We start from the raw sequence: 26,065 nt of genomic DNA on the forward strand, positions 1-26,065 counted from the left end.
CCAATCTACAACGCCTTGACAATTCTGGCTTCAAGTGGTTTTTTTGCCTCGTTGCCAGCTAGCGAACTTTCTGGGGAGGGATGGCTTGGACGCCGAAAGAATTCACCGCGATGCGGTCATAATCGATGCAGTCGCCCCACTTCTTGAGAAGAAGAAATATGTGGAGTCCTATAAAGAAGGCGGCGTTACCTGCGTCGCTCCTACCGTCAATGTTGGGGAAGGTTCTCCTGGCGCGGCTTTAAAGGAGATCGGCACTTGGCTGCACTCTATACGCTCCAGAAATGACCTAAGGCTGGTAAAAAAGGCATCCGACATCGAGGCCGCGAAGCGCGATGGTCAGGTGGGAATCTTGTTCCATTTTCAGGGCACCGGGCCGTTCGAGACAGAGCTTAATCTGGTCGAGGCCTTTCAAGCACTGGGCTTGCGGATGGTACAGCTGACCTACAACAGGAAAGACTACGTCGGGGATGGATGTGAAGAAGAGATCGACGGCGGGCTTAGCAGATTTGGGAAGGCTTTGGTTCGGAGACTGAATGAGAACAGGATCGTCGTCGACTGCACCCATACCAACTATAAGACGACAATGGATGCGCTGTCGCTGACGACAAGACCTGCGGTATTCTCGCACTCCAATTCTGCCGGAGTCTTTCCCAGCAAGCGAAACATCAAAGACGATCAAGCCAAGGCGGCGGCGGCCACGGGAGGGCTTGTCGGCGTCACCGCTGTCCCCCAGTTCGTTGTGCCTGCCAACGGCGCCGCAGCGCGCCCGTCGCTTGGCGACCTTATCGCGCATATCGATCATTTCGTCTCGCTTATCGGCATAGATCATGTTGGCCTGGGGCTCGATTACTGGTGGGGCACTCTTCCATTCTCCGACCTCGACACAGTGATCAGCCAGTGGGAACAGGCTATCAGCGGCGGGTCTTGGAACGCGGAGGCCTACCCACGCCCGCCCCATTACAACCCCCCGGAGATTGAAACGCCCGAAATGTTCCTGGGGATGACGGAGGGGCTGCTCCGTCGAGGTTACAAGGAAGAGGACGTACGCAAGATACTCGGATTGAACTGGCTGCGTGTCTTCCGAGAAGTCTGGGGAGAATGATCTCGCCATCCTTCCGTTTTGCAACTTGTCGCCCTCGTCCCGGTAGGAAGGCGCTTGAAGCCCGTTCAAGCGAATGTTCGACACTCTGCGACGGAAGAATAGCTCAATGAACTGAGCGGCCCGAGCTTCCTTATTGCCGCCTTCACATCGAACCTGCGGTGCCATACTTTTTTGGATGTATAGGAGGGGACGCAATGAAGATCAAAATGTGCGAAGTGTATGGATACACCCTCAGCTACGCCCACGGCGAATACATTATGTCAGGGGGCAGAACGGCGACTAGGCAACTCTCAACCGTATTGCGTCTTGTCACAGACAATGAGATGGAAGGCTGGGGGGAAGTATCCACGCTTGCAGGCACGTATCTGCCCACCTTCACGGGTGGCACCCGGGCCGCTCTCCAAGAACTTGCTGGGGGTATCATTGGGCTTGATCCGCGCAACATTTCTCGGGTGTGGCAAGTTATGGACACTCAATTATTAGGTCAGCAGAGCGCGAAGAGCGCGATCGACATCGCGTGCTGGGACCTGCTTGGTAAGTCTGTGAATCTTCCCGTGGCCGCTTTGCTTGGCGGCGTACTTCAGGAAAATTTTCCACTCTACGAAGCTGTACCTCTCGGCAGCCCTGCAGCAATGGTCGACTTCGTCGCGAAGCGGTCTGCTGCAGGTATTCGCACTTTCCAGCTTAAGGTTGGCAACAATCCCTATGAAGACGCCGAGCGGGTAAGGGAAGTCGCTGCCGCAGCGGAACCTGGGACGACCATTGTCGCCGACTCGAACGGCGGATGGACGCTTCAAAATGCGCTTATCGCGGTTAAGGCTATGGACGGTCTCGATGTCTATGTCGAGCAACCCTGCCGTGATCAAGAGGACTGCGCTCTAGTGAAAGCCACCACTGCTCTCCCAATGGTTGTGGATGAGTCGGTAGTCCACGTTGCCGATCTATACCATGCGAAATATCGCGCTGGCGCAGGATCAGTGAACCTGAAACTCAGCAGACTCGGTGGGATTACACCCCTCGCCACGATGCGTGACCTCGCCCAAAGCTTGGGCTTGTCCGTGACGATCGAGGATACCTGGGGCGGCGATATCACCACGGCGGCTACCGCCCAACTGGCTGCAAGTACTCGTCCGGAGCTCATGTTGAGCACGAGCTTCTTCAATACGTGGACAAATGAACATGTCGCTCGAAATCCGCCGCGCAGTGCCAATGGTCGAGGGATTGCACCAACCGGTCCAGGGTTAGGGATTGATGTTGATCTGGCGCACCTGGGTCAGCCGCTATTTAGCGTGAGGTAGGCCGTAACGCTCTGGCTGCCGGCGACATTGCTGCACTTGGCACTTCGGAATGCCTCCAGCTGGGGACTACCTGGTCCGAATGCCGAATTTTATGAATGAGCGGCCTAGAGAATGCGGCGCGCTGAGGGGTTGGGGCTTTCGTACTCTTCGGACCTCGTCGATTGTATCCAATCTACACGCGCTTGACAGTTCTGGATCCAAGTGTTTGAATGAACCAGGTGTATTGCTGGTATCGACCTCTGGGAGGATGGCTTGGACGCCGAAAGAATTCACCGCGATGCGGTCATTATCGATGCCGTCAGTGCCCTTCCTGATGAGAAGTATGTGGAGTCCTACAAGGCCGGAGGCGTTACCTGCTTTGCTCCGACCGTTGCGGGAGAGACCGACACGCCCGCAGTTGCCCTCAAGGAGATCGGGAGGTGGCTGTACGCTATCCGCTCCAGGAAAGACCTGAAGTTGGTGCAGAGGGCGTCAGATGTCGAAGCGGCGAAGCGCGACGGTCAGATCGGGATTCTCTTCCATTTTCAGGGTACCGGACCGTTCGAGACAGATCTTGACCTGGTCGAGGCTTTCCAAGCCATTGGCGTGCGGATGGTACAGCTCACATACAACAGGAAGGACTATGTCGGAGACGGATGCGAAGAAGAGATTGACGGTGGGCTAAGCAGGTTTGGCAAGGCCCTGGTCCAGAGGCTGAACGAAAACAGAGTTATCGTCGATTGCACCCATACTGGCTATAAGACGACTATGGATGCCTTGTCGCTGACGACGAGGCCTGCGGTTTTTTCTCACTCCAATTCTGCCGCCGTGTTTCCCAGCAAGAGAAACATCCATGACGATCAAGCAAAGGCGGCAGCGGCCACAGGAGGTCTTGTCGGCGTCAACACTGTTCCCCATTTCCTCGTATCCGTCAAAGACGGGGCAACGCGGCCGACGCTTGATGATCTGATCGCACATATCGATCATTTCGTCTCACTCATCGGCATCGATCATGTTGGCTTAGGACTCGATTACTTTTCAGGAAATCTTCCGTTCTGCGACCTGGATACAGCAATCCGGGACTGGGAGAAATACGTTTTGAAAGGCGCTTTTACCCCGGAGGTCTATCCCCGTCCTCCTCATTACTACCCTCCTGAGATCGAAACGCCGGCGATGCTTTTCGGTCTGACGGAGGGGCTTATTCGTCGCGGGTACAACGAAGGCGATATTCGCAAGATACTGGGATTGAATTGGCTGCGTGTCTTCCGAGATGTCTGGGGAGAGTGACGCGTGGCTTTCAATCTGGATCACTCCCGGCGGCTTGAACCTAAACTTATTGCGGTGCCTAAACAGCAGATGACTCTCCCCATCCTTTCAGTTTCTCATTTGGTAACCTCCTTCCGAGCGGGAGGCGGGTGGAACCCGGTTGTTAACGACGTGTCGTTCGATATCGGCGCAAGGGAGACAGTCGCGGTCGTTGGCGAATCCGGATCCGGCAAGAGCGTGACTGCGCTATCGATCATGCGGCTAAACTCCGAGCGCGCGAGCGAGGTCAAAGGGTCAATCAAGCTCGAGGGGAAGGAACTGCTCACCCTGCCTGACGCCGAGATGCGCCGTATCCGCGGCAATGAAATTGCCATGATCTTCCAGGAACCGATGACTTCACTGAACCCGGTGCTGACCATTGGCTTTCAGATCGCCGAAGCGCTGATCCTGCATCGTGGCCTATCACGGTCCGAGGCTGAGGCAGAGACGATACGACTCTTGGAGAAAGTGCGTATCCCCGCCGCGAAGGCGCGCCTGCACGAATATCCAGACCGCTTCTCGGGCGGCATGCGTCAACGCGTGATGATTGCGATGGCACTAGCCTGTCAGCCAAAGCTGCTTATCGCTGACGAGCCGACGACGGCGCTTGACGTGACCATTCAGGCGCAGATCCTCCAGCTGGTCAAGGAGTTGCAGGAGGAGGAGGGCATGTCAGTCCTCTTCATCACGCACGACATGGGCGTCGTCGCCGAGATCGCTGACCGCACGGTGGTCATGTATAACGGCCAGGTGGTCGAGGCCGCGGCCACCGAGGACATATTCAACAGCCCCGAGCACCCCTATACGCGATCGCTGCTTGCGGCCGTTCCAAGACTTGGCTCGATGAAGGGCCGAAGGCGGCCAATGCGCTTCCCGGTCGTCGACCGCGCGACTGGTCAATCCGACGTTCCTGCCGAAGTTCCCGACACCATCAAGGAGGCCGAGCGCCCAGTGCTGGAGGTCGCCGGCTTGACCAAACGTTTCGAAATTCGTTCGGGGCTGTTTTCTTCCGTCAAGGGGCGGGTCTATGCGGTTGAGAATGTATCTTTTAGCATCAAGAGCGGCGAAACCTTGGCGCTGGTCGGCGAGTCAGGCTGCGGTAAGTCGACGACGGGCCGTACGGTGATGCGGTTGACCGAGCCGCTCTCGGGCTCGATTTTGCTCGACGGCCTCGATCTTCTAAAGCTTAGCCAACACGAATTGCGCAAGCAGCGTAATCGCATGCAGATGATCTTCCAGGATCCGTTCGCATCACTCAATCCGCGCATGAATGTCGGCACGGCGGTCATCGAACCGCTGCTGATCAATAATCTCGCCAACCGTTCGGAAGCAGGCGACAAGGTTGCCGACCTCCTGCGGCGGGTTGGTCTTTCGCCCGACATGATCAACCGCTATCCGCACGAGTTTTCGGGTGGCCAGCGCCAGCGCATCTGCATTGCGCGTGCGCTGGCGCTCGAGCCACGGCTCATCGTGGCAGACGAAGCTGTCTCTGCGCTCGATGTTTCGATTAAGGCGCAAGTCGTCAACCTTATGCTGGATCTGCAGGCCAGCATGGGGCTCGCCTATCTCTTCATCTCGCATGATATGGCGGTGGTCGAGCGCGTCAGCCACCGCGTCGCTGTCATGTATCTCGGCGAGATCGTTGAGATCGGCCCGCGCGAAGCCATTTTCCAGCATCCGCAGCATCCGTACACGAAACGGCTGCTCGCGGCCGTTCCGATCGCTGATCCGGCGCGGCGCCTGCAGAAGCGTCCGCTCACTGATGACGAGATCAAAAGCCCAGTACGATCCGCGGATTATACTCCGCCCGTGCGCCAGTATCGCGAGGTCTCGCCCGGCCATACCGTCATGATCTGGAACCCAGAATGGGACAAGAAGGAAGCGCCGGCCGTCGCTGCCTGACATCGCTGTCAACGGCCAGAAAAAGGGGAACTAAAAAATGAAAACAAGCACCAACATCAGCAAGAGCCTGGCTAAGAACGCATTGCTTTCGTCAATGTTTGCGGGGATGTTTTTCGCCAGCGCCGCAATGGCGGATACGCTCCGCGTGATTGCCGACGGAGATCTCAAAACTATAGATCCCATAGTGACGACGTCGGGCACGACCTTGGTTCATGCCTATCTGATCTACGACAAATTGTTCGAGTTCGATAAAGACGGAATCGCGCGTCCCCAGTTGGCAGACAAGGCTGATATCAGCGCCGACAAAAAAAGCTATACGATCACTCTTCGGAAAGGCCTCAAATTTTCCGACGGTGGCCCAATTACGACCGACGACGTTACCCAGTCGCTGAAGCGCTGGGCATCCCGTGATCAGACAGGGCAGTTGTTGGCTGCCAGGCTCAAGGAAATGACGAAAGTCGATGATCTGACATTTCGCATTGAGCTGAGCCAGCCGTTCGATGTTCCAGCTGCGCTTGCCGGCATCACGGGCAACCCTGCTTTCATCATGCCGCAGCGAATTGCTTCCCTGCCGCCAACAGACCAACTCACCGATACCACGGGATCGGGGCCCTATGAGTTTGATATTTCCTTATGGAAACCAGGGCAGACGCGCACCTATACCAAAAATCCCAATTACATCCCCAGGACCGATCCGCCGAGCTTCTTTGCCGGCAGGAAGGAGGCGACGTTTGACAAAATTGAAATGGCTTACGTACCGGACGCCAACACCGCCATGGCGGAGATGCTGACTGGACAGCAAGATATCTGGGCAGCTCCTCCGCTGGATAACGCTCTGGCTTTGCGGGGCAATTCCGATCTCGTTGTAGCGAAAGGGTTTTTAAACCAGGGTCTGGTCGTGATTAATCACGTAGTGCCTCCGTTCGATAACAATAAGGCACGTGAGGCGCTTACCTATCTGATTGACCAGACCGAGATCAGCCGCGCGACGGTCGGTGACCAGGAATTCTGGCAGACCTGCTATGCTTATTTGACTTGCAAGGGGACATATGGAGACGAGTCGGCTTACAAGGGCCATCGAGGGGCAGCCGATTTAGACAAGGCGAAAGAACTCCTCAAAGAAGCCGGTTACGATGGAAAGCCGATCGTCATTCTCGACCCGACTGACTGGTCCGAGGCCCACGCAAGGGCGCTGTATTTGGGGCAGCAACTGAGAAAGGCCGGCGCTCAGGTCGACCTTCAGGCAATGGACTGGTCAACGCTCACGTCGCGCCGTACCTCCAAGGCGCCGGCTTCGGAAGGCGGCTGGAATCTCTTCCCTAACATCATGGAAGGCCAGCCAGCCTCCTCTCCGCTGACACATCTTATGCTCGCCTCTAACTGCGACAAGGCTTGGTTTGGTTGGCCTTGCGACAAGCAGATCGAGGACTTGCGGGCTGCATTCATCAGCGCAGCGGACCAGAATGAAAAAAAGAAGATCGCCAGCGAACTGCAGGCGCGTGCATCGGTCTACCTGCCGTTCATCATGACAGGAGAGAATACCGGCGCCGTCGTTTACAGAGCCGAGCTCGAAGGGTTTAACCCTGAGACGGCTGAAATGTATTTCTGGAACATCCGGCGTAAGAGCAAGTAGAGCGTCGATCTGTGGCCGTGAGGTTGTTATGATCAGATATCTCATCACCAGAATGCTTTCCATCATCCCGGTGATGGGGGTGGTAACCGCTGTTGTATTCGGGCTGACTTATTTGAGTCCTGGAGATGCCGCGGTTGTGCTGGCGGGCGACTACGCGTCGCCCGCTCAGATCGACGCTATTCGAGAGCGGCTTCACTTGGACGCCCCAATTTTGTCGCAGTACTTTCATTGGCTGGGCAACGTTTTGCGGGGTGATCTCGGAAATTCGATCTTTTCTCAACAGCCGGTATTGAGCCTCATTCTCTCGCGAGTCGAACCAACAATCATTCTGGCAATCGCAGCAACTCTGGTCTCAGTTATGATCGCTGTGCCATTGGGACTGCTGGCAGCCCGGAAGAGGGGCGGCGTCGCTGATCAACTGGTTTCGTTCTTTGGTATCGCTGGAACGGCAATACCTGCCTTCCTGATTGGGTATTTGCTGATATTTGCGTTCGGGGTGCACTTCGGATCGATGCCCATCTCAGGGTTTCCCGGGCTCGAAAGCGGAGCATGGGAAGTCTTCAGGCATGTGCTTCTGCCGGCGACTATGTTGGGATTCGCGCAGACCGCACTTATCACTCGGATCACGAGAGCGAGTGCGATCGAGGTCCTTGGCCAGGACTTCATTCGGGTCGCGCGAGCGAAAGGCCTGGATGAACTTACGATTATCATGCGGCATTGCCTTAGGCTCATCGCCGTGCCTCTTGTCACCATAGTTGGAATGTCGTTTGCCTACATGCTTGGTGGCGTGGTGATCACCGAGACAGTATTTGCCATCCCAGGGGTTGGACGTCTCCTGGTTGACGCCATTCAACACAAGGATGTCCCCCTAATCCAGGGAGTCTTGCTAATTAGTTCTGTTGTGTATGTTCTGATAAATTTGCTGGTAGACCTGTCGTACCTTTTTATCGACCCACGCATCAAATATAGCTAGGAGGTTAGGCCATGGCGATGTCTCTTTCGTTGCGACAGAAGAAGCGCCTGCCAACACCGTTGCTGGCGGCTTTAATTTTCATGCTTGTGATTTTGCTGGTCTCTTTTTTAGCACCAATCCTGACGAGCGTTAACCCCTTGTCCATGAGCCCAGATGCAAGGCTGAAGCCGCCTAGCTATAGTCATTTGCTGGGCACCGACATGTTCGGTCGCGACATTCTCGCGCGCATGCTTTACGGCGGGCAGATTTCACTTGTCATCGGGGTGGCTACAGCGGCTCTAGCGACAACGATTGGGACGATACTGGGTCTTGTTGCCGGAGCCGGCCAACTTTCGGACAAGATCTTGATGCGGATCATGGACGGCATGATGGCCATACCCGGAATCCTGCTTGCGATTGCATTGGCGACGATCTTTGGCGGCGGGATCTTGACTGTGATCGTAGCTTTGGCGATCCCCGAAGTGCCGGGTGTGGCGCGCCTGGCTCGAAGCCTGACGCTGACCCTGCGTGAGCAGGTTTTTGTTGAGGCTGCTCGATCCTACGGCGCTGGGCCGCTGCGTATTCTGTTCAAGTACATCCTGCCGAACGCGTTGGCGCCGATCGCAGTGCAGGCCACCTATATCTGCGGCGTGGCGATCCTTTATGAGGCTTATCTCAGCTTTGTAGGCGTTGGCGTTCCACCCGAGCACCCGAGTTGGGGCAACATCGTTGCCGAGGGCCGGTCCTTTGCCTTGATCGCCCCACATATGATTCTCTATCCAAGCGTACTTATTGCGGTTGTCGTGCTCGCGATCAATTTGATAGGCGACGGTGCACGAGATATGCTCGACCCGCGATTCGCCTTGCCTGATTGAGCTTCGGGGCTGAATCATGCGTCTGTGGAGCAAGTTGTCACTTGGCGCTTATTCTTCTTCCGGGAACGTCGACTAGGCAGCGCTTTCACTGACGCGGCGTTTATTGAGCGCTTCCAGAAGGTTATGACCAGCGCGGATGATGTGCTCTCGCATAAACTCCACGACTTGACGGTCGCGTTCTTTGCACATGCTCAGAATTTGGCGATGTTCGCGCTCTGCTTCTTCGAAGCCCGAAGTCAAAAGTAGTTGAATCCTGATATATCGATCAATCTGGACATTGATGCCTTGGAGGATGGCGAGTGTCTGAACGCGTCCCGCAGGGTTATAGAGACTGCGGTGAAACTCCCAGTTTAATGCGCCTACCCTGGCAATGTCCCGCTTGTGATAGGCCTCTTCGAGTCGCTTGAGGACTAGCGCGGAGTGAGCCAAGTCTTCGTCCGAGAGATGCTCCAGAGATCGGCTCAGAATATCGCACTCCAGCGTTGCCCGAAGTTCGAACAATTCCATGATTTGTTCGGATGGCAATGTCGAAACGATTGCACCCTTGTGAATCTGAGAAACAATCAATCCGGCTGCTTCCAACTGGCGAAACGCCTCGCGCACTGGCATTCGGCTGCATTCGTATTCAGCTGCGATCGCTTCTTGTATGAGTGGGTCGCCCTCCTTGAACTCGCCACTGAGGATGCGTTCCCGCAAAGACTCCGAGAGCGCCTCCGGTAGGCTCTGTCTCTGAAGGCGATATTTCGAGCGCTGCTTCTTCTGTTCCAGCATACTATCCATCGTTTTTTGGATCCCAAACCCATTTGGAAAGCCGCCTTTCGCTTAAGGGGAATGGCCAGCTTGCCAGGAAGGTACCCCAAAAAAGAGCGACATCAAAGGTAGACATGTTGGTTGTCGCCATGTAGATTGGATCCAGTTGTATCGCAGATGGATTATGAACCATGGCAAATTGGGCTGGTGTATTCCCCGCAGTGACGACGAAGCTTACGCGGGATGGCAACGTTGACATTCGTGCCACCAAGAACAGTCTTGACCGCCTCGTCAAGGCAGGCGTCTCCGGCGTCATCGTGCTTCCCATGCTTGGTGAGAACGCTTCGATGTCGCTGAAGGATCGCGAGGAGATCATCCGCGGCGCGATCGAAGTGGTCGACGGTCGTGTTCCGGTTCTCTCCGGGCTTGCTGAAATCACACTCGAAAGTGCGAGGGCCAACGCCAAGCTCTACGAATCATTCGGCGCCCAAGGCCTGATGGTGTTCCCAAGCCTGGGCTACAAAACCGACGATCGCGAGACGGTCGAGTGGTACAAGGCTATCGCCACCGCTTCGTCGCTGCCGATAATGATTTACAACAATCCAATCGCCTACGGCGTAGACTGCACCATCAACGTTCTCAAGCAACTTGTCGACACTCCGGAAATCGTATGCGTCAAGGAGGAAACCGGTGACATTCGTCGCGTCACCGATATGTATGTCGAGTTCGGCAACCGCTTCAGCATCTTCTGCGGTGTCGATGATTTGATTGTCGAAAGTTCCGCGCTTGGCGTCACCGGCTGGGTATCGGGCATGACCAACGTCTGGCCGTCAGAATGTGTCGAGCTCTTCAACCTCTGTGCGCAAAACAAGTACGAGGAGGCGCGCGCGCTTTACCGCATCCTGACGCCGTCCTTTCATCTCGACACTCACGTCAAGCTGGTTCAGTACATCAAGCTCGCCGAGAGCTTGGTCTACGGCGCGCCGGAATGGACCCGTGCACCGCGCTTGCCGCTCGTCGGCGAAGAGCGTGACTTCGTCATATCGACGATTCAGCTAGCAATCGAGACCTTGGCCAAGCGGGTGAAGAAAGCTGCCTGATTTAGCATCGCAGAAACCGGTTCCTCGCAATGATCCACGAAACTAGTCGCCTAGGGTGACACTATCCGTCCGCGAGACCAGCGCATTGATTCTCGGGAGCCTGGGTCCGCAGCAAATAGTGTTCGCGGGCGTTGCCGAGCAAGCCGCCATCCGTGGTTAAACGAGCGCAAGTCTCGTCCGGCCTGCCGCTACCCAAAACACAACAGTTTGAGGATCATGACGTCCGCTCAAGGGCCGCTCGTCCGGAAGACAGCAACTGGAGTTTCAGAGGTCAAGATATGGTTCATTCAACGCCGACAGCCTTCGCCAGCTCCAAATCGAGCCGCCCACGTGTAGCTATCGCTGGTTTTCAACACGAAACCAATACGTTTGCTCCGTTCGGTGCCCCCTTTGACGACTTCGTTCGGGGCGGCGGCTGGCCGGCTCTGACTATCGGTGCGGCCATTCTCGAACTCTTTCCTCCGATTGAAATTCCCATCGGGGGGTTTATCGGCGCTGCGAGGGATACTTATAAGTTGATACCGCTGGTCTGGGCCGCGGCGGAACCAGCCAACTTCGTTTCAGATGACGCATTTGACCGTATTGCAGGAATGATTTGTGATGGAATCGCCCGCGCCGGTAACCTCGACGCCATCTATCTAGACCTGCATGGGGCGATGGTCGTCGAATCTTATGAGGATGGGGAAGGTGAACTGTTAAGGCGCGTGCGAGAGATCGTTGGCCACAATATTCCAATTGTGATCAGCCTGGACTTTCATGCCAATGTCACCGAAGCCATGGTCGAGCTATCCGACGGCATTACTATTTTCCGCACCTATCCTCACATAGACCTGGCTGATACTGGCAGGCGAGCCTTCAATCTACTTGAGCAGCGCATTCGCCACGGGAAGCCCATCATCAAAGCGTTACGGAAGACGCCATTCCTGATCCCGCTGCCAGCCCAGTGTACTGATTTAGAGCCATGCCTATCGCTCTATGCTGGGCTGCCGGAACGGATCAGAGGAGCAGTTCTCAACGTTGACGTCGCACTGGGCTTTCCGTTAGCTGATATTCGAGAGTGCGGGCCGGCAGTTGTCGCTTATGGGGTCGATGAGGCGGCGGTCGCAAAGGCGGCAGACATGCAACTGAACGATCTACTAGAGGCTGAAGAAAGATTCCATATGTCGCTTCTGGATGTAAAGGAGGCTGTCGAACAAGCCGCTCGCAAAGGGCGCAAAGGTTCACCGATTGTCCTTGCCGATGTGCAGGACAATCCTGGCTGTGGAGGAACGTCCGATACCATCGGGCTTCTAAAGGGTATGGTAGAGGGCGGCCTTCGAAATAGTGTGCTTGGCTTGCTTTGGGATTCAGAAACGGCTGAGAACGCCCATACCGCAGGTCTGGGCGCTGAACTCAATGTTCGACTTGGTGGGCGCTATGACTATGATCCGGAACCATATCTCGCCAGGGTTCGTGTGGAAGCACTTTCCGAGGGGGCGTTCACGGCTAATGGGCTATGCCTAGGCGGTGTGCAAGTAGATCTTGGGCGCATGGCACGCTTGCTCATCCTTGACCCTGGATCGAGCGTCCAGGTCGTCGTAGCAAGTGTCCGCTTTCAGTGTCTCGATCAGGATCTGTTGAGGGCGGTTGGGATAGAGCCGAGCGAGCAGTCTGTTGTGGCAGTCAAAAGCGCAGTTCACTTCCGTGCCGACTTTGCACCGATCGCCGAAGAGATTCTTACGGTGGAATCCCCTGGAGCGCATTGGTGCCGGAATGACACTCTCGACTATAAGAACCTGCGCCACGACGTACGTAGGATGCCGATCTCGATGGCCTCTGCCGTCGTCGATCTTCACCAATAATCTGCGAGAGGCGGAGACATCTTCTTTGTCGGAGAGGTCCAAACTGCGGCATCGCGAAGTAGAACCAACGGCCCCTCTGAGGCCGAAATCGAATGGGCGTTTGGCGGTGAAAAGGAAGCTGGCAGAGGCCCCCTGCCAGCACGGTCAATTACGGTCATAGTCTCCCGCTCGCCCAAGGCGTAACGTCCGAAGTCGCCTAGTTGAGCACCACGCCCTCGCAATGGCCCTCTACCCCACACCCGCGGCTTGCCGCCGATGTCCTGCTGCCACACGGCCGCGACGTATGTGCGGCGCGCCCTGCCGGTAGCCTCCCCACCGGCAGGGCGCCATCTCCAGCTGCCTTTCGCGTTTTGACGGAAGTGCGCCAAGATCAAAAAACTGGATGCGTCAATCCAGACGCGCGCGGTCGAGGGCAAATCGACAGCAGCGTCGTCTGGGCGGCAGCGTCCTATTTTTTCGCAGGCTTCCGGTTATCCTGACGCATTACTGTATCTGGTTTAGCACCCCTCAGAACCAATGGAAACGTTCTCCATTTGTGCTAAACAAGTCGCATAAATGGCAGTGTGGTGTGCCGTCCAGAATTATCTGTCGTCGGCGTCCAGAATTGTTTGTCGTCAGCCGGACTGCTAAGTGGCTGATATCCCACCACTTCGCCCGATTGGGTTACCAATGCCCTTCGGTCAACAGGGTTACCATTGTGTCCCAACGACAATTAATTTCGAAGTGGTGCTAACGCGCTGCATTCATTGAAATAATTGCGGCATCCATTGGTAACCCAAGGTCACCCCATCACGTGCTTTGGTAACCCACCAGCGACAGGTTTGGTAACCCTCAACGAACGACTACCGCTCGCACTCGGCGGACGCTGAAGCCCGCAGATTCCCAGCCGCGGCGGCGGCTCGACACCTAGGTCATTGATCGTTTTCGTAATGAGCCCGGCCCGGAGTCCAGATTAATTCCGGACAACGACAGATAATTCCGCACGCCACACTGGTGTGACGTCCGGAATTATTGGGCATTTCACGGGGTTTACCAGTCCGGAATTGTGGGTTGCTGGCGGGCGGGCTATGCGATTGAAAACAGGAGCGTTTTCTGGCTGAGGGTAGGGGTTTCCGATCCTCAGACCGAGTTTACCAATGGCCTTAATGACAGTTAATTCTGGATTGGCATTAAGTGATTGGATTTGCGCAGAATATAGCCGCCCTTATTGGTAAACCCGCTCACGGTCGACAACGGATTGGTAAACCCAGGACGACAGGATTGGTAAACCGGAGCCGCCCTATCGACGAAGGTCCAGCTCTGGGCATTCACTGTCGCCAGTAAGCAGATATCCGGGCGACAATCGGGACCAGCGTGCGACGCCGCCTAGCGTGAGACGCGTCGGCCACGCCGCAAATCGACACGGTTTGACCGGGCGCGCGCAATACCGCACACGATCTTCTAACCTCGGCTTAATTCCGGAGAGAGGCAGATAATTCTGGACGCCACAGTGCAACGAACGTCGAGGCCGCCCAAGTCAGTTCAAAACCATACTTAAGCCCGCTTGGGAACGTCCTCTGCGGCGATCGGTTTCCAGCTCCAACTTGGGAGGGAAGTGGCTTGCGCGGTCTCCTGAAATGGGTATGGTGCATTTCGATATTGCCATAGTTCAATAAGTCGCAAATGGCATACTGCATTGTTGGATAAAGGGCCGATTTGATGTGCTTGGGAAGTGGGGGTATTGCTGGCGAGGCTCAAGGGCGCCCACTAGTTGATCGGCTGGAGATCGTTTTCCGTGACTGAACCCCGCACCATTGCCATCATCGGCGGCGGACTGATAGGCGTGAGTTGCGCCCTCGTGCTCGCGCGGGAAGGTCACTGGGTCACCCTGATCGAGGAGGGCCAGATTGGCCATGGCTGCTCTTGGGGCAACGGCGCTCAATACAACGTGGGATCATCTTTCCCAATGGCTTACCCCGGTGTCATATGGCGCGCGCTGCGCTGGCTCGCCGACACGAGCGGTCCCGTTCGCCTCGCCCCGCATGAGCTACCCCGCATCCTTCCATGGCTCGTCCGCTTCCTCCGAACCGGGCGCCCAGAGCCGTGGAAGGCAGCCTATACGGCGTTACATGCTCTTAACGCCCCGTGCTCCGCTCTCTATCGCAATATGCTCGGCGACGTCGACTGGAACCGGGTGTTCCGGCCGAGCGGTGCCCTGCACGTCTGGCGTGACGCGTCGCCCGGCGCTTTGGATGAGATAGTGGACAGACTGCGGGCTAGTCATGGAGTAGCTTTCGAAAGGCTCAGTGTGCACCAGCTGCGAGAGTTGGAGCCCCGTTTGTCCCATAGTTATCGGCGCGGGATATTCTTCCCTGGTAGCGGCTACGTGACCTCACCGCTGACGCTGGTGGAGGGTTTGATGGAGAGAGCCATTGCATTGGGCGTCGTGGCGCGCGAGGCTCGAGTCGAGGCTATTGAGCCCAGTAATGATGCAGTCACGTTGCATACAAACACAGGTTCCTGTTCATTCAGTGCGGTTGTCATTGCGGCCGGCATCGCCAGTCGCGACTTGGGGCGCACGGTCGGAATTTCCCTGTCGTTGGCCAGCGAACGCGGGTACAACGTCACCATGCCCGGCATTTCCGGCGTAATCGGCCGTCCTGTAACCGACGCGGGATCGGCCTTCGTTGCCACACCTTTGGCAGAGGGTTTACGCATCGTGGGTATCGCCGAATTTGATTCTCCCGACGCGCCCCCCGACCAGCGGCAAAGCGAAAAGCTGCTAGCCTGCGCACGCACGATGCTGCCGGATGTGCCGGTCGGCATAGTTCAGCGTTGGATGGGCGTGCGGCCATCGACGCCCGACAGTCTGCCGATCATCGCGCGCCACCCGCGTCACGAAGCTGTTTTTTTTGCCACGGGGCATGGCCACATGGGCATCAGCGGCGCGCCCATGACTGCAGCCCTTGTTAGCGATCTAATCGCGCACCGACAGCCCCGGGTACCGTCCGCTCCTTACCGGCTGAGGTGAGATGCTTGATGCTGAATGAGATTGGGTAATTCGACCGGAACAACATGTACGAAACGTTTCTTCTCCCAATCGGCAGCGAATGCATTGATGAGACCGCCGGCGAAGGAAGATGACCGAAGTCCGCGAACCGATGCCAATTTACTGCCTATGCTGGCTCGCTTTCACGTTTGATGTTTGCGCGCGAGCTGCCAGTTACGAGCCGTCCGGCCTTGTCTTGGTGCAAGTTTTAGATGTTTTGGACCAAGCCCTCGCGCTAGCCAATGCAATGACCTATGCTAGATTGCAGGATTGAAGCGGAGTAGGAAAGGTAGGGTCTGCGGATGGGTTTGGATAGGATGAAACCTTCGGGATGGCTACCAAGACAGTTGTCAGCCGAAGGACCGCGCTATCTAGCCCTGGTGAACGCGCTGGAACAGGATGTCAACGAGGGGCTGTTGGCTGATGGTGTTCGCCTGCCGCCTCACCGGGATTTGGCCCAGCATCTGGGCCTATCCGTCGGTACCGTGAGCAAGGCTTACCAGGAGGCCGAGCAGCGCGGCATCATCACGGGGCATGTAGGGCAAGGCACCTTTGTGCGCCGGCGGACCCTTGAAGGGTCCGCTTCCGAGGACGCAGTAAATATGGCGCTGAACGTGCCAGCCGAGGGCCGCGAAACCGAGATTCTATCGGGACTGCTCACTGAGGTAGCGCGCGTCCGCGAGCTCGCGCCACTTTTAGCCTACCATCCCCACGGCGGTATCCGGCAGCATCGAGAAATCATTGCTGCCTCCGTTTCCGGTGGCTCATTCAATGTCGATCCCGCGCGGCTGTTTCTGTGCAATGGAGCACAGCATGCACTTGATATCGCTGTGCGTCTAGTGGCGCGACCTGGTGATGCCATCCTCGTCGATAACCTAACTTATTCCGGGTTCAAAGCTGTCGCCGCGGCAAACCATTTCAACCTCATCCCGGTAGCCATGGACAACGAAGGCGCCGATCCTGGCGCTTTAGAGAAAGCCAGCCGGACATCAGGCGCTAAGGTATTCTATTGCATGCCGACCTTGCAGAGCCCTACTGCTCGCACCATGAGCCTTACTCGCCGACGACGCATTGCCGAACTGGCGGAAGATCTCGACCTCACGATCATTGAGGATGACGTTTATGGCTTCTTCCTACCGGAGCAGCCGGCGCCCATCTCGGAGTTAATCCCCGAACGCAGCTTCTACATCACTTCCTATTCCAAATGCGTCGCACCCGGGTTCCGCCTTGGCACGCTTACGGTTCCGCCGGCCTTAACCAAGCAGACTGAACTTCTTCTGCACGCATCCTCTTGGTTCGCAACTCCCATGCTTTCCGCGCTCGCTGTGCGGCTCATCGAGAGCGGCAAAATGGCCGAACTGCTGCGCGAGCGCCGGCAGCAGGCGCTCGAGCGCTATCGTATGTTTACCACCATCTTTCCGGCGGCAGAGGGGCTGAAGTTCCCCCCGTTTTTTGGATGGCTGCCATTGCCCCCAGAATGGTCGGCCGTCGGCTTCGCCTCGGCCGCCCGCGGTCACGGCATACTCGTAACCCCTCCCATCGCGTCCATGGTAGATGACGCCGATCCTGGCGCAGTCCGCGTCTGCCTCGGCGGCCCCAAGGAGGTTAGCGAGCTGTCAAACGCGCTGTATACTCTTCGGGATATCGTCGCCCGGGCGCCTCTGAACGTCTTCTCGGTCGCCTAACAGCGCAAGCTGGTGGCTCTCCATGGACGCTGCCACCGCTGGAGTGGAGAATGCGCCAACAAGGCGGGCCTTAAGGAAGCCGGCCGCGAGGGCCTGCCGGGAGAGCTGCGGGCTGACCCAAGCAGGAGCCCAAGTAAACCTTATGCTTGAACTCAGCGTCGCCTAGAGAAATCCTCCTCGTTCCGGGCTTTCGCCCGGTTCCGATGAGACGAGCCCAAACAAATCAGTCCGGCTCAAGACGGTCAGCACGATCTGGGCGCGCGCCGGGGAAGAAATCAACGAAGTACTGCTTTCATGCGCGAGGAATGAGAAAGCTGGAAAGCGCAAGTGTCGTGCGCGTGGACGGCACGGTCACCGCTGCACTTATCCGCAACTGGATGACAGCAGCCCTGCTTTGATAGCTCTGCGGGCGATGGTGCGGCTGGGCCATCGCGCAGATCCATCCAACTGAAAACTCTGGAAAAGTTGCGCGCGCGTTCAGCAGTGTGGCCCACTTTCAGCCGGCGGACATAGCGACCCCAAAGGATCGGAATTGGCCGGGAGAGGGTTAGCAGCCGATCCGGCTGCGGCACTTTCACCGTGTATCAGTGCGGACGAGCAGAATATCGCCAGTTTCTAGCACCGAACCTGTCCAGCCGGGTCCTAGCAGCGTGGTCGTATCGGCCTGCTCCAGGATCGCTCCACCGCGGAACGCAAAGCCGATGGGCAATGCCTCGCGCTGGTAGATACTCACCTCCATACGCTCATGGCCGGGAAAACGCACTGTGCGTTTCGGCCTCTCTACATCCCCGCCAGACGGTTCATAGGCCAATGACAACGCGCCTTTAGGCTGGCCAGCCTTGTGGCTGCTTCGCAGATTAACGATGCGCGCAGCTCCGTCATTGCTGTAGCCGTACAACCGCTCGTGTTCGCGCACGAAGTCGTCATAAAGTCGCCCGAGGGATCCTGCTCGTTCAGATGGAAGGGTATTTCGACGTAGAACGACTGTCCCACGTAGCACACATCGGCGTAGTATGAGACGGAGACGTTGCTTTCGCTAATTTGTTCCGCCGCAAGAAGAGCCCGACATTGAGCATCAAGTCGATCGAGAACATTGCGAATTGCGAAAGCGTCTGCGCCAGAAATATTCGTTATAAAGGTGCTGGATGCTTCATGCTCGACAGGGGCGGCCAGCAGACCAGAAGCAGCCAGAACGCCTGGGAAGCGCGGAACCAATATCCTGGTCATGCCGAGATCCTCGGCGAGGGCCGTTGCGTGGATACCACCCGCACCGCCAAGAGGTACGAGGGTGAAGCCTCGAGGGTCAATGCCCTGACGGGTCGAAACCCGACGAACTCCCTCGGCCATCTGAGCATTGACTACACGGTGCATTCCAAGCGCCGCTTCCTCTACGCTGACACCTAGAGGACCAGCAAGATGCCGCTCGATGGCTTCGTGCGACCGTGACGGATGCAAGCGCAACCGCCCCCCCGCGAAATATTCGGGGTCAAGGTAATTCAGAACTATCGAAGCGTCCGTTACGGCGGGCCGATCGCCCCCCTTTCCATAACAAGCTGGGCCAGGCTCGGAACCCGCCGACTCCGGGCCAATCTTCAGCGTACCAGCGCCATCGATCCACGCTACAGAACCCCCGCCGGAGCCGATTGTGCTCACATCCACCATGGACACGCGCACAGGATAGCCGGCGATCTGGGTTTCTGACCGGATTTTAGGCTGCCCGTTCTCGACGACGGCTATATCACAGCTCGTGCCGCCGACGTCCACAGTGATGATGTTGCCGATGCCCGCCCCCCGGGCGACCTCACAACCGCCGATCATTCCCGCCGCAGGTCCGGAAAGAAACAGACGTACTGGCCGCTGACGAACGACGGACGCTGCGGCCAGGCCGCCCCGCGACTGCATAATCTGCAACGGCGCAGGAACACCGGCAGCCTTCAAGCTATCTTCCAATCGCTTGAGGTAGGTATTCACGACCGGCTTGACGTAGGCATCAAAAGCCGTGACCACCGTGCGCTCATATTCACGGAAAAGCGGATCGACCTCTGATGAAATCGAGACTGCAATATGCGGATGACGCTCTTCAATAATGCGACGGGCCTCGATTTCGTGAGCTGGATCTAGGAAGGAAAAAAGGAAGCAAATGCCGATGGCCTCGACCCCCGCCGCCACTAGGCGCTCGGCAGCATCAATCACAGACTGACCGTCGAGCGGGGTAACCACTTTGCCTGCCGCATCAAGCCTCTCATCGACCTCAAGGCGGAGGCCTCGGCTCGCAAGGAAGACCGGCGTCTCAGGGTGGAGGATTACGCTATACATATCCTCTCGAAGCTGACGACCGATCTCAAGAATGTCACGGAAGCCCTTCGTAACCAGTAGGCCTGTGCGGGCGCCCTTGCGTTCCAGAACTGCGTTGGTGGCGGTGGTGGTGCCGTGCATGAAGCGCTTTATCGCCACGGCGGGAACATCCCAGTTCTCCCTTGCGAAATCCACGGCGCTGAGAATTGCTCGGCTAGGATCTGCCTTAGTGGTGGGAATTTTGACCACACGGATTGCATTACCCGGTCCGTAGCAGACCACATCAGTGAAGGTGCCGCCCACGTCGACACCGATTGTAACGTCTGACGATCCCGTAGCCTGGGGCATGGTCACCATAACTCCTGAATTCTCCTAGCTCGATCAAGGGCGCGCGTCACAATGGCGCGCCCAGGGCATGGATGAACAATCCTTAACATTGAACTAGGCCGATTGTCCATAATCAATAACAAAAGCATTTCAAAATCATCCATGCCGTATAAATAACATAACAAAAACAATAGATTAGAAAAACATAGGCAAGAAAACAATGTACTGCTACAAACCTCTTGCATGGAGAGAACGCTTGCCTTAACGTTGCGGGCTACAAGGAACTGATGGAGGCAATCCGTGGACCAGCCTGAATCAAAAAGCTTGGATCCGATCACGGTCGAGGTCGTGAGGCATAAATTGGATGGCATAGCCAATGAGATGGAGGCAACTTTGTTTCGCAGCGCCTTCTCGACGATCGTGAAGGAGGCGCGGGATGCCTCTGCGAGCCTCTTTACGGTTCAAGGCGAAACCTTGGCGCAGGCGATTGCGATTCCAATTCATCTGACCACGCTGATACCGATGGTTAAGGCGGTGCTGGAGAGCTTTCCGCGCGAGGAAATGCGTGATGGTGACGCCTACATATTGAACGACCCGTACACGGCAGGGGGCACGCACCTGCCCGACTTCGCGGTGGTGACCCCTATTTTCCACGAAGGCGAAGTCATAGCTTTGGCGGCTGCGCTGGCGCACCATCAGGACGTCGGCGGAATGACGCCTGGATCGACCCCAACGAATGCAACAGAGATTTACCAGGAAGGTATCCGCGTCGCGCCCATGAAGCTTGTTGACGCTGGAAACTACGATCACAGGCTAGTTCGTACGCTTCGCCTCAATGTACGTCTCCCAGATATCTTCAATGGAGACCTGAACGCCCAGCTGGCGGCTTGCAAAATTGGGCAGCGCCGAATTCAGGAACTGGCCGACAAGCTCGGCGCGAAGATGACAAAGGCGATCTTCGCCGATCTTCTTGACCGCTCCGAGCGCCTAACACGCGCAGCGATCTCCGCGCTCCCAGATGGAGAATACAAGTACGTCGACTATCTGGACAATGACGGCATCGACTTGGATGTTCCGATCCGTATCGAAGTAAAGGCTGTGATTAAGGGAGACAGCATAACCTTTGATTTCACCGGCACGAATGCACAAGTTCGCGGTCCATTCAACTGTATGCCATCAGGCGCGCTGTGTGGTGCCTGTTTTGCAGTCCGCGCCATCGGCGGATCCGACATTCCTACAAATGGCGGTTGCTTCCGTCCCATACAGATGGTGCTTCCGGCAGGTTCGCTGGTCAATCCGCTGGAACCCGCACCCCTCGGATGCCGCACCGCAACGATCAAGCGACTGACCGGAGTGATTCTGGGGGCCGTGCGTCAGGCAGCTCCGAAGAAAATCCCGGCCGATTCGGCAGCCCAACTCGTCAATGTTGACTATGGCGGCTCAGTGCCGAGCCATGGTCGTTTTGTGATGACGCAGGTGCTCGTCAGCGGTTCGGGAGCAAGCATGGGTGCCGATGGCGTGGACGTGATCGAGACTGACGCCACCAACACAGGCAATGTCCCGGTCGAATCGGTGGAGATGGAGTCACCCCTCCGAATCCATCGTCTAGGCATAGCGCCCGACAGTGGTGGTGCCGGCAAGCAACGCGGCGGGCTCGGATGCTATGAAGATATTGAGCTTCTGGAAGGCGAGGTGACGCTCTCCTATCGCGGGGAACGCCACTTCCATGCGCCTGCAGGTGCCGATGGAGGGTTACCGGGAGAGAAGAGCTTCGCCTATATAATCCGCGCTGACCAGTCGAAGGAAATCATCAAGTCCAAAATAGTCACCAAGATGAACAAGGGTGACCGACTTGTATTTCAGACGGCGGGAGGGGGCGGCTTCGGAAAACCGGAGCAACGCGATCGAAAGTTGCTCGTCAAAGACGTCTTCGACGGCAAGGTGAGCAGGGAACGTGCCATCGATGTCTATCAGCTGAACGAAGCGGAGCTGGAGGCGCAAGAGGTGTAAGCGCCCCCCTAGTCGGCAACATTGATAGCGGAACCGTATGGACAATCGCCTCTGCGGCTCTCCGCAGCGCGCCAAAAAATCTTAGTATTTCAATCTTCAGATGAGATGAATCAAATGAGCAAGACGAGCTGGAAAGGCATACATAGCGTCCTGGTGACGCCGTTTACGCCAGATGGAAGAATCGATTTCGAACGTTTTAAGGAACTTACACTCGAAAATATGGCCAACGGCGCCGACGGCCTCATCGCTTGCGGAAGTACCGGCGAATTTTACGCTATGACCGTCGAGGAACGCGTCGCTCTGTTTAAAGCGACCGTTGAGGCCGCAGCAGGAAAGGTTCCGGTAATTGCCGGTGTGTCGGACCTTCGCAACGACGTGGTAATGGGATTGTGTGCAGCCGCCGAAGCTGCCGGCTGCGACGGTATTCTCGCTCTGCCCCCAATATACGCAAAACCAGACTTGAGGGAGACGGAGCTCTTCTACAAGCGGGTTGCAGCAGCAACGAAATTGCCAGTTATGCTGTACAACAGCCCGGCGAGGGTTGGGGTGAACATGACCCCCGATCTGGTCAGCAAGCTCGCCGATATCGAAAATGTGGTCGCCATCAAGGACTCCTCCGCTGACATCCAGCAGGTGACCGAGTTGTGCGCGAAGGTGAAGGATCGTCTGGCCGTATTTGTCGGGTATGAAACAATGATTCGTGCGGCCCTGCCGGTAGGCTGCGTTGGTGTGGTTGCCATGGCACACCAGCTATCAGGCAAGCTGGTACGCAGCTACTATGACGCGTGCGTTGCCGGTGACATACTGACAATCGATCGGCTCGAGCCCGCGTTGTTCGCGATCTATCGGTGCTTCAAAGCGGGGAGTTTCTACGCTGGCATCAAGACCGTCATGGCACTCTTGGGACGGCCAGTCGGAGCTCCGCGCGAGCCTTTGCTTCCCTATTCCGAGGCCCAGGTGGAAATCGTGCGTTCAATATTGGCCTCAGCGGACGTGCCTGGCGTCATCGCCTCCGTAAAATAAAAGCGTCAAATCCGCCCTGCACGCTCAAAGGCATGACGTCTAACGTTCCGTGCCCGCTTCCTCGTATTGCTCCCGCGACACTCTGAAATGAAGCACCGAAAGAAGACCAAAATGTATGATGAGAAAATCGAGCTGCTGATCGGTGGTGTCTGGCGCCCTGCGAGCGACGGTCGAGAGCAGGATCTGATAAACCCCGCAACTGAGCAGGTGCTGGCCAAAGTACCCTTGGCCAGCCAAGCTGACATCGAAGATGCGCTCGCGGCCGCTGCCGCAGGCTTCAAGTCCTGGCGGGCGATGACGGCACAGCAGCGCTACCAGATCATGATGAAGGCTGCCGACCTGATACAGGAACGCGAGCAGCAGATCGGCAGGATCCTCACGCTGGAAAACGGCAAACCGCTGGCCGAGTCTGTTCCCGAAGTCCGCTTTTCCGCTGATGTAACCCGCTGGTATGCCGAGGAAGGCAAGCGTGCGTATGGCCGCATCGTTCCCGCCCGTTTGCCGGGCGTACGTCAGATGGTGTTCAAGGAGCCGGTTGGCCCAGTGGTAGCATTCGCGGCCTGGAACTTCCCGGCGAGCAACGTGATCCGCAAGATCGCCGGCGCAATGGGCGCAGGCTGTTCCGTGATCGTCAAGCCGGCAGAGGAAACTCCGGGGACTGCTGTTGCCATGGCCCGCTGCTTTCAGGAAGCCGGGCTGCCGGCTGGTGTACTTAATGTCGTGTTCGGTGTGCCGGATGACGTTTCCAGCCAATTGCTGGCATCGCCAATTCCAAAGATGCTGACCCTGACCGGCTCAACCCCCGTGGGCAAACTCCTCCAGAAACGCGCGGCCGATACGTTGAAACGATCCACATTGGAACTGGGTGGACATGCGCCCGTGATTGTACACGCCGATGCTAACGTCGAGCATACGCTGAAAACTCTCGTCGCCGCCAAATTCCGCAACGCCGGACAGGTTTGCACGTCGCCGACGCGCTTCTTTATACACGAGAGCCTGTATGACGAATTCGTTGAGGCTTTCGCCGCTCGCGCCAGCGCCCTGGTTCTAGGCAATGGCCTGAACCCGACCACCCAGATGGGACCGATGATCGCCGAACGTCGCCTGGAGGTGATGGAAGGCTTTGTCCAGGATGCAGTCAGCGCCGGTGCTCGGCTCGTGACCGGCGGCAAGCGCAGCAGCGGTTGCGGCTACTTCTTCGAACCCACGGTCCTTGCAGATGTTCCTGCAAGTGCTCGCATCTTAAGCGAAGAGCCGTTCGGCCCGCTCGCGCCAATAATGCCATTCTCGTCCGTCGACGATGTCATCGAGCGGGCAAACAGCCTTCCCTACGGCTTGGCCTCGTTCTGCTTCACACAGAGCAATGCATTGGCTGCGAAAACCGAAGAAGGGCTGGATGCTGGGTTGGTAGGCGTTAATCACATGATGGTGTCCACCCCGGAAACCCCGTTCGGAGGCGTCAACGAAAGCGGCTTTAATTCAGAGAGCGGTGTGGAAGGCCTTGAGGCGTTTCAGCGAACCAAATTCGTCAGCGAACTCTCCCTTACGTGAGTCTTCGGTCTCGGCGCAAACCGCAGGCACACATGCAGTTTGCCGGTCCCAACGAGAGTGGTTTACGATTTCGGCCGCACAGTCCTGCTAAAATTTGAAGCCAAGTCCATGCCTGTTGATGGAGCCGAAGAACATGAATGAGACGAGCCCCTACTGGCAACCCAATCCGATGGAGCCCGGGGCGCCGATTATCCCACGGGCTGAGTGGTATCTTCCGCCTTACAATCGTTGGACGTTTCAGCATGTTAGCGAGATGACGGCAACCACGCCAATCTGGCGCGGGTCGGGCCCGGTCCTGCCGCTTCCGGAGCGAAGAAGGGACATCGATGGGATCGAATTCAATCTGGCCGGACGACGTTCCACCATTCGCGAGTTCTTAGACAGGAGCTTTACGAATGGGTTCCTCGTCTTGTCCCGCGGCGAGGTTATCGCCGAAATCTACATGAATGGCCTGAACCCGCACCGCCAGCACCTTGCCATGTCAATGTCAAAGTCAATTATGGGCGCAGTGTGCGGCATACTCGTCCACAGGGGGCTCATAGACACCCGCAGCCTGGTGACAAGATATCTTCCTGAACTCGAAACGACCGCCTATAGCGGCGCGACGGTGCAGCAGGTACTAGACATGACGACGGGCGTGTCAATCACCAAGCCGTATACGGAGCCTGGTACTCATGCGTACATGCTTTTCCAGGCTGCAGGTTGGAGACCCATCGAATATTCTAACGACCCTCAGACGACCTGGCAGCTCATCCTGACATTGACAAAGCAACAACGTTCTCATGGAACGATGTTCGAATACCGGTCAGCTGAGAGCAACGTGTTGGGCTTCATAATGCAGCGTGTCAGCGGCATGTCTCTCGCGGAGCTAGTGAGTAAAGAACTCTGGGCTCCAATGGGAGCGGAGGAAGATGCCTACATTACCGTAGATCCCAGCGGCTTCCCGAGCGCGGATGCCGGTTTTAATGCAACCCTGCGCGACTACGCCCGGTTCGCTTTGCTGCACCTGCGCGGGGGAGAACTCCACGGGAAGCAAATCATCCCGTCAGATTGGATAGAGGACACGCGAAATGGCAATCATCAATCACTCCAAGGCGATGACCTCATTGAGCTCCCAAGAGGTGCATATCACAACCAATTCTGGATCGAGGATCCCGATCGGCGGGCGTTTATGTGTGTAGGACACGGCGGTCAGCGTATCTATATCGACCCTACATCCGAGTTTGCGGCGGTAAAGTTGTCCTCTTGGCCTGACTCGGAGATGGATCGATACGTCGAGACGCTTGAGGCGATCCGCGCCATCAGGGATGCGTGTCGGGGCCCCTGATCGGCTGGTCGCGGTAAGAAGCGCTATTTTCAGTGTGCCATTTCGAAATTAGAGTTTCGATGCCCTCGCGGCCCCTCCTATC

The 26,065-nt window shown here is 56.9% G+C and carries 17 protein-coding genes; 15 read left to right on the forward strand and 2 right to left on the reverse strand.

Going from position 1 to position 26,065, the window contains the following annotated elements; all coding sequences use genetic code 11:
• Nucleotides 1-85: 85 nt before the first annotated feature.
• The 7 genes from AC1D10_RS32700 (at nt 86) to AC1D10_RS32730 (ending at nt 9,046) form a co-directional block, all read left to right on the forward strand.
• Complete coding sequence (locus AC1D10_RS32700) at nt 86-1,102, forward strand: dipeptidase (RefSeq protein WP_477278993.1); 1,017 nt, start codon at nt 86-88, stop codon at nt 1,100-1,102.
• Nucleotides 1,103-1,296: 194 nt separating this feature from the next.
• Nucleotides 1,297-2,400 (forward strand): mandelate racemase/muconate lactonizing enzyme family protein, encoded by a 1,104-nt coding sequence (locus AC1D10_RS32705; protein WP_477278995.1) that lies wholly within the window; start codon nt 1,297-1,299, stop codon nt 2,398-2,400.
• A 252-nt stretch (nt 2,401-2,652) separates the two neighbouring features.
• Nucleotides 2,653-3,666 carry a dipeptidase gene (locus AC1D10_RS32710; RefSeq protein ID WP_477278997.1) on the forward strand — a complete coding sequence of 338 codons (1,014 nt, stop codon included), beginning with the start codon at nt 2,653-2,655 and terminating at the stop codon, nt 3,664-3,666.
• Between the two features lie 69 nt (nt 3,667-3,735).
• Complete coding sequence (locus AC1D10_RS32715; RefSeq protein ID WP_477279081.1) at nt 3,736-5,586, forward strand: ABC transporter ATP-binding protein; 1,851 nt, start codon at nt 3,736-3,738, stop codon at nt 5,584-5,586.
• A gap of 37 nt (nt 5,587-5,623) precedes the next feature.
• Nucleotides 5,624-7,219, forward strand: a complete 1,596-nt coding sequence (locus tag AC1D10_RS32720) for an ABC transporter substrate-binding protein (protein WP_477278999.1) — start codon at nt 5,624-5,626, stop codon at nt 7,217-7,219.
• A gap of 28 nt (nt 7,220-7,247) precedes the next feature.
• On the forward strand, nt 7,248-8,192 hold the full coding sequence (locus AC1D10_RS32725; RefSeq protein ID WP_477279001.1) for an ABC transporter permease: 945 nt from the start codon (nt 7,248-7,250) through the stop codon (nt 8,190-8,192).
• 11 nt (nt 8,193-8,203) lie between these two features.
• A complete protein-coding gene (locus AC1D10_RS32730) occupies nt 8,204-9,046 on the forward strand; it encodes an ABC transporter permease (protein ID WP_477279003.1) in 843 nt (280 codons plus the stop codon).
• A 72-nt stretch (nt 9,047-9,118) separates the two neighbouring features.
• Here the strand turns inward: AC1D10_RS32730 and AC1D10_RS32735 are convergent, their stop codons facing one another.
• Nucleotides 9,119-9,817 (reverse strand): GntR family transcriptional regulator, encoded by a 699-nt coding sequence (locus AC1D10_RS32735; protein WP_477279005.1) that lies wholly within the window; start codon nt 9,815-9,817, stop codon nt 9,119-9,121.
• A gap of 170 nt (nt 9,818-9,987) precedes the next feature.
• Here AC1D10_RS32735 and AC1D10_RS32740 point away from each other — a divergent pair, with 170 nt between their 5' ends.
• From AC1D10_RS32740 to AC1D10_RS32755, 4 genes are all read left to right on the forward strand, one after another.
• Complete coding sequence (locus AC1D10_RS32740; protein ID WP_477279007.1) at nt 9,988-10,896, forward strand: dihydrodipicolinate synthase family protein; 909 nt, start codon at nt 9,988-9,990, stop codon at nt 10,894-10,896.
• A gap of 278 nt (nt 10,897-11,174) precedes the next feature.
• Nucleotides 11,175-12,737 carry a M81 family metallopeptidase gene (locus AC1D10_RS32745; protein ID WP_477279009.1) on the forward strand — a complete coding sequence of 521 codons (1,563 nt, stop codon included), beginning with the start codon at nt 11,175-11,177 and terminating at the stop codon, nt 12,735-12,737.
• Between the two features lie 1,750 nt (nt 12,738-14,487).
• Entirely contained in the window at nt 14,488-15,747 is a 1,260-nt protein-coding gene (locus AC1D10_RS32750) for an NAD(P)/FAD-dependent oxidoreductase (protein WP_477279011.1), read from the forward strand.
• Nucleotides 15,748-16,067: 320 nt separating this feature from the next.
• Nucleotides 16,068-17,450: an aminotransferase-like domain-containing protein gene (locus AC1D10_RS32755; RefSeq protein ID WP_477279013.1), complete on the forward strand. Its 1,383-nt coding sequence runs from the start codon at nt 16,068-16,070 to the stop codon at nt 17,448-17,450.
• 780 nt (nt 17,451-18,230) lie between these two features.
• Here the strand turns inward: AC1D10_RS32755 and AC1D10_RS32760 are convergent.
• The gene (locus AC1D10_RS32760; RefSeq protein ID WP_477279015.1) at nt 18,231-20,102 is read right to left on the reverse strand and encodes a hydantoinase/oxoprolinase family protein; all 1,872 of its coding nucleotides are present in this window, start codon (nt 20,100-20,102) and stop codon (nt 18,231-18,233) included.
• 270 nt (nt 20,103-20,372) lie between these two features.
• Here AC1D10_RS32760 and AC1D10_RS32765 point away from each other — a divergent pair, with 270 nt between their 5' ends.
• The 4 genes from AC1D10_RS32765 (at nt 20,373) to AC1D10_RS32780 (ending at nt 25,983) form a co-directional block, all read left to right on the forward strand.
• Nucleotides 20,373-22,082 (forward strand): hydantoinase B/oxoprolinase family protein, encoded by a 1,710-nt coding sequence (locus AC1D10_RS32765; RefSeq protein ID WP_477279017.1) that lies wholly within the window; start codon nt 20,373-20,375, stop codon nt 22,080-22,082.
• Between the two features lie 114 nt (nt 22,083-22,196).
• Entirely contained in the window at nt 22,197-23,105 is a 909-nt protein-coding gene (gene dapA / locus AC1D10_RS32770; protein ID WP_477279019.1) for a 4-hydroxy-tetrahydrodipicolinate synthase, read from the forward strand.
• Between the two features lie 111 nt (nt 23,106-23,216).
• Nucleotides 23,217-24,656 carry an NAD-dependent succinate-semialdehyde dehydrogenase gene (locus AC1D10_RS32775; RefSeq protein WP_477279021.1) on the forward strand — a complete coding sequence of 480 codons (1,440 nt, stop codon included), beginning with the start codon at nt 23,217-23,219 and terminating at the stop codon, nt 24,654-24,656.
• A gap of 133 nt (nt 24,657-24,789) precedes the next feature.
• On the forward strand, nt 24,790-25,983 hold the full coding sequence (locus tag AC1D10_RS32780; protein WP_477279023.1) for a serine hydrolase domain-containing protein: 1,194 nt from the start codon (nt 24,790-24,792) through the stop codon (nt 25,981-25,983).
• Nucleotides 25,984-26,065 lie beyond the last annotated feature (82 nt).

The organism is Mesorhizobium sp. P2_A8 (assembly GCF_056404935.1).

Coding starts and splice junctions, on each gene's coding strand:
- dapA (WP_477279019.1), top strand. CDS start 22,197: ATGAGCAAGACGAGCTGGAAAGGCATACATAGCGTCCTGGTGACGCCG.
- AC1D10_RS32780 (WP_477279023.1), top strand. CDS start 24,790: ATGAATGAGACGAGCCCCTACTGGCAACCCAATCCGATGGAGCCCGGG.
- AC1D10_RS32725 (WP_477279001.1), top strand. CDS start 7,248: ATGATCAGATATCTCATCACCAGAATGCTTTCCATCATCCCGGTGATG.
- AC1D10_RS32755 (WP_477279013.1), top strand. CDS start 16,068: ATGGGTTTGGATAGGATGAAACCTTCGGGATGGCTACCAAGACAGTTG.
- AC1D10_RS32730 (WP_477279003.1), top strand. CDS start 8,204: ATGGCGATGTCTCTTTCGTTGCGACAGAAGAAGCGCCTGCCAACACCG.
- AC1D10_RS32775 (WP_477279021.1), top strand. CDS start 23,217: ATGTATGATGAGAAAATCGAGCTGCTGATCGGTGGTGTCTGGCGCCCT.
- AC1D10_RS32760 (WP_477279015.1), bottom strand. CDS start 20,102: ATGGTGACCATGCCCCAGGCTACGGGATCGTCAGACGTTACAATCGGT.
- AC1D10_RS32735 (WP_477279005.1), bottom strand. CDS start 9,817: ATGCTGGAACAGAAGAAGCAGCGCTCGAAATATCGCCTTCAGAGACAG.
- AC1D10_RS32740 (WP_477279007.1), top strand. CDS start 9,988: ATGGCAAATTGGGCTGGTGTATTCCCCGCAGTGACGACGAAGCTTACG.
- AC1D10_RS32715 (WP_477279081.1), top strand. CDS start 3,736: ATGACTCTCCCCATCCTTTCAGTTTCTCATTTGGTAACCTCCTTCCGA.
- AC1D10_RS32745 (WP_477279009.1), top strand. CDS start 11,175: ATGGTTCATTCAACGCCGACAGCCTTCGCCAGCTCCAAATCGAGCCGC.
- AC1D10_RS32705 (WP_477278995.1), top strand. CDS start 1,297: ATGAAGATCAAAATGTGCGAAGTGTATGGATACACCCTCAGCTACGCC.
- AC1D10_RS32720 (WP_477278999.1), top strand. CDS start 5,624: ATGAAAACAAGCACCAACATCAGCAAGAGCCTGGCTAAGAACGCATTG.